We start from the raw sequence: 4209 nt of genomic DNA, 5'->3' as shown, positions 1-4209 counted from the left end.
GGGGGGCATCGGGGGGGTCTTCCGAGACCCCCCCGAAATGATCTAAAAGAGCGAGAGCTGGCGCCGGGTCCCGACGATCTCGTCGAAGTCGGGTCCGTCCAGGAAGCGCAGCACCGCATCGGCGAGCGGCTGGAGCTGCTGGCTGACGTAGTGCTCGTAGTCGGGCGGGGCGGTCGTCTCGCCGACCGCTTCGGGGCCGGCCTGCGTCATGAGGTAGGCCACGATGCGTCCGGCCGGGCCCGCCTGCTTCCGGGCGGCCTTCACGTGGGGCGGGGTCGTCTTGGTGTAGGCGGTCAGCGGCTTCCGGATCGCCTTGCGGTAGGCCAGCTCGTCGTCGTAGCGGCCGGCCCGGAGGTCCGTCACGAAGGCCCGGATGAAGTCGGTGACCGGCTGGTCGTGGAAGACGCGGGCGAGGAGCTCCCGCTGGAAGCGGCGGGCCACCCCGCTCCAGTCGCGTCGGACGGCCTCCAGGCCGACCAGCTCCAGCTCGTCTCCCACCAGCCCGGCGTAGCGCTTCTTGCTCCCGGTCTCGCCGCCGCGGACCTCGGGCATGAGGAAGCGCGTGTACACCTTCTCGAACTCGAGCTCCAGGTGGCTCGGGCAGCTGAACTCGCGCGTGAGGGCGTCGGCCACGCTCCGTCCGATCACCTCGCGCAACTCCTCGGCCGCCTCCGCGGCCCGCGCCGGGTCGGGTTCCCCGATGTCGACGAAGAGGGAGTCGGTGTCGCCGTAGATCACGCGGTGGCCGCGCGTCTCCACCGCCCGGGCGGCCAGCCGGATCACGTGCTGGCCGGCGGTCGTGATGGCGTTGGCGACGGCCGGCGAGAACAGGCGCGAGGCCGAGGAGCCGAGGACGCCGAAAAGCGAGTTCATGAGGATCTTCGTCGCCTGGGCGCCGACCAGGTCGCCGGCCCGGCGGGCCCGGGCCCGCTCCTCGGCCAGGCGCGCCACCAGCTCCGGCAGGATGCCCGCCTCGTCCCGGCGGAACGCCGCCCCTCCCGGGGTCCGGATGACGGCCTCGGCCGGCAGCGTGCGCGCCGTCTCGGGGGACACGTAGGTCAGCGGGTCGATGTTGAACGTCCGCATGATGCTCGGGTACAGGCTCTTGAAGTCGAACACCAGGATGTTCCGGTAGAGGCCGGGCGCGGACTCGAGGACGAGGCCGCCGACGATCGTCGAGGGGTCGACCTCCGCACCGGAGCGCACCGAGGGCGCGACCCGACCGCGGGCCCGGAGCGCCCCCAGGTAGAGCGAGTCGACCGCCGCGATCTGGGCGCCCACCCGGTCGAGCTGCATGCCGGTGAGGAGGCTCCGCCGGATGGTGAGCTCCACCAGGCCGGTCCGCGCCAGGATCTCGAGGACCAGCCGCGCGTCGTGCAGGTTGTAGGCGGCCAGGCGCGCAGGGTCTTCCCGGTACGCCCGCTCGATCTCCGTGGCCCGGTGCTCGGGGCCGAAGAGCTTGCCCGTGCCCAGGATCGCCCGGGCCGCCGTCTCCAGGCGGTAGTCGTCGAGGCGGAGGAAGGCGCTGCGCAGGAGCGCCAGGCCGTCCAGGACCTGGCGGCCGGACAGGATCACGCGCGGCTCGCGCGTGAAGTTCGCATCGCGGCGGATGTCCACCTCGTCGTCGGTGCGGCCCAGGGCGCAGCGGAGCTCGGCCCGCCGGCAGAAGCGGGCGAGGGCGCCGACGTCGAAGTCGGCGACGTTCCAGCCCGTGAGCACATCCGGGTCGACCGTGCGCACGTAGGCGAGGAACCGCTCGAGACACGTGCGCTCGTCGGGCACCACCTCGGCGCCCTCCACGGGATCCCGCCCGACCAGCAGGACATGCTCGCCGCCGGCCCCCGCCATGGCGATCGAGTAGAGGCGGCGGCCGTCGAGGCTCGTCTCCACGTCGAAGCAGAGCACGCGGAGGCGGGGCGTGAACGCCGCCGGGCCGAGCTCGGGGTTGCGATAGACGCGGCCCACGCCGGGCCGGCGCTCGAACGGCCCGGTGACGGCAAAGGCGCCGCGGATCCCGCGGTCGATGAGATATCGGTAGGCGAAGCGGAGGTCCGCCTCGAATGATTCGACGCCGGCCTCGGCCAGCCGCGCCCGCAGGGGCGGGACGTCGCTCGGCAGCCTGACCTCCACGCGGACGGCGGGCTCGCCTCCGAAGGTGCGGAGGTCGGCGGCCAGGACGCGGGCCTCGGGCGCCTGTGACGCCACGACGGCGGCGTCGGCGGCGCGGACGAAGAAATAGGGCGGGAAGCGGTCGTCGACGACGAGCGCCGGCTCCCCGTCTTCGAGGACCGCGTAGAGGTGCACCTCCGGCCGGCCGGCGACGATCCGGTAGGTCGGCGTGAGGATGAAGCCGCGCTCCGCCATCGGCCCCATTGTCCCACGGGGCGGGGCCCGACGGCGCGGCGCCGGCGCGTAGTACCCTGGAGGCGATGGAGCCGTCGCCCCGGATCGTCTCGATCAGCGCGGTGACGCTGGCCACTCACGACATGGCGCGGGCCGTGCGCTTCTATCGGGCGCTCGGGTTCGAGCTCGCGTACGGCGGCGAGCAGGCGGCGTTCACCTCGTTCGCGGTCGGGCCGGGGCACCTCAACCTCGTCGCGCAACCCGAGGCGCGGCGGTGGTCGTGGTGGGGTCGCGTCATCCTCTACGTCGAGGACGTCGACGCGCTCTACGCCCGGGCCCGGACGCATGGCCTCGAGCCCGAGGCCGCGCCCCGGGACGCGGAGTGGGGCGAGCGCTACTTCCACCTGCGCGACCCCGACGGCCACGAGCTGAGCTTCGCCCAGCCGCTGCCGCGGGGAGCCGGCTCCCCGACGGGCCGCTCCCACCCCTGATCAGCCTCGGGGAGGTCTCCCGAAACTCCGCTCAGCCGTGAAGCCCAGCACTACGATCCAGAGACTCCCCGGCGTGGCGCTTCTGGCCCTCGTCTCCTGCTCACTCGTGGCCTGCTCCTATCTTGTCGAGCGCTCAAACGCGGGGATCTCCGCTCTGGAAGAGGATGCTGGCCCCCTGGGAGCGATCTCACGGGGCGCCAAGTACTCGGGGTGGGCCATCTCCGCTCCCCTCGTCGCCGGCATGACTCCCGTGGCCGCGCTGGCCTGGGCCACGCCGTGGGTGGACCTCTCGGACGCCGTCGACATCGCGTCGGCGCCGGCGATCGGCCTCGGCTACGTCTTCGAGGGCCTCGTAGGGTTTACCGCCAAGGGAGTCCTCTCGCTGGCGAGGAAGGTTCGGGGCTCGGAGCGAGCTCAACTCCCCGCGCTCGATGCGACAGGCCGACCGTTCGTCCCCTGGGGCTTCGTGGTCGAGCATCTCGAAGCCAGGAGGCCCGCGCGGCCGGCCGCGGAGCTTCCTCGGGACATTCGGGACTACTACGGGGCGAGTCGCGAGGTCCTCGGAGAGCTCCGGGGGAAGTTTTCGCGGCAGGTCCTGGCGTCGAAGCCCGATGACAGCCCGATCCGGACGCCTCTCCCTCGGTCGAGCTTCCAGGGGACGCTCGAGCTCTACCGTGCCGAAGGGGCATCACCTCTGAACCCGAGGCCGCTATTCCTCATGACCCCGCCCACCGAGGCCGCCTTCGCGGCGCGCTACCTGGCTGTCCGCTTCGCGCGCCGCGGCATCCACGCCGCGGTCATTGTCCCCGAGAAGGTCTTCCTCGAGACCCACCTCACGCCTGCGGAAGTAGAGGCCCGCCTCCGCGATGCGGTCGTGGCCGCGCGGATGGCCCTTCAGGTGCTGAGGGAGATGAACGAGGTCGACGCGGGCCAGGTCCATTACCTCGGCATCTCGGCGGGCGGGATTTTCGGCGGCGTTCTTCTTGCGGTCGAGCCGTCGATCCGCCGGGGCGTCCTCGTCCTCACGGGAGGCGACCTCCCGCGGATCCTCGAGGAGAGTGAAGAGTCTTCGGTCGTGGCCTACCGCGACGCCTGGAAGGCCCGCGGCGTGGACCCGGAAACGCTCCGACTCCAGTTCGCGAAGGACGTGCGCACCGACCCGCTCAGCCTCGCCCGCTTTGTCGAGCCGGACCGCGTCCTCCTGTTCTTGGGAGCCTCGGACACGATCGTGCCCGTAGCCACGGGGCTTTCGCTTCGCGCCGCGCTCGGAAGCCCCGAGACCTATCTCCTCGGAGGGAACCACGACACGGCCGCGGTCTGTTTCGGCTTCATCCTCCGACGGAGCGAGAGGTTCCTCGTCACGGGCCGGTGAGTC

Annotated in this window: 3 protein-coding genes; 2 read left to right on the top strand and 1 reads right to left on the bottom strand. The window is 72.1% G+C overall.

Annotated features, from left to right (window positions below; genetic code table 11):
- Positions 1 to 42 precede the first annotated feature (42 nt).
- Positions 43 to 2364 (bottom strand): DNA polymerase II, encoded by a 2322-nt coding sequence (locus VGW35_26160; GenBank protein ID HEV8311163.1) that lies wholly within the window; start codon positions 2362 to 2364, stop codon positions 43 to 45.
- Between the two features lie 65 nt (positions 2365 to 2429).
- On the opposite strand from VGW35_26160, the gene VGW35_26155 reads away from it, so the two are divergent.
- The gene (locus VGW35_26155; GenBank protein ID HEV8311162.1) at positions 2430 to 2834 is read left to right on the top strand and encodes a VOC family protein; all 405 of its coding nucleotides are present in this window, start codon (positions 2430 to 2432) and stop codon (positions 2832 to 2834) included.
- A gap of 73 nt (positions 2835 to 2907) precedes the next feature.
- Positions 2908 to 4206, top strand: a complete 1299-nt coding sequence (locus VGW35_26150; protein HEV8311161.1) for a hypothetical protein — start codon at positions 2908 to 2910, stop codon at positions 4204 to 4206.
- The last annotated feature ends 3 nt before the right edge of the window (positions 4207 to 4209 follow it).

The organism is Candidatus Methylomirabilota bacterium, assembly GCA_036005065.1.
Lineage (GTDB): Bacteria > Methylomirabilota > Methylomirabilia > Rokubacteriales > DASRDR01 > DASYQW01.
This window is presented reverse-complemented; position numbering and strand designations above follow the sequence as displayed.

Coding starts and splice junctions, on each gene's coding strand:
- VGW35_26160 (HEV8311163.1), bottom strand. CDS start 2,364: ATGGCGGAGCGCGGCTTCATCCTCACGCCGACCTACCGGATCGTCGCC.
- VGW35_26155 (HEV8311162.1), top strand. CDS start 2,430: ATGGAGCCGTCGCCCCGGATCGTCTCGATCAGCGCGGTGACGCTGGCC.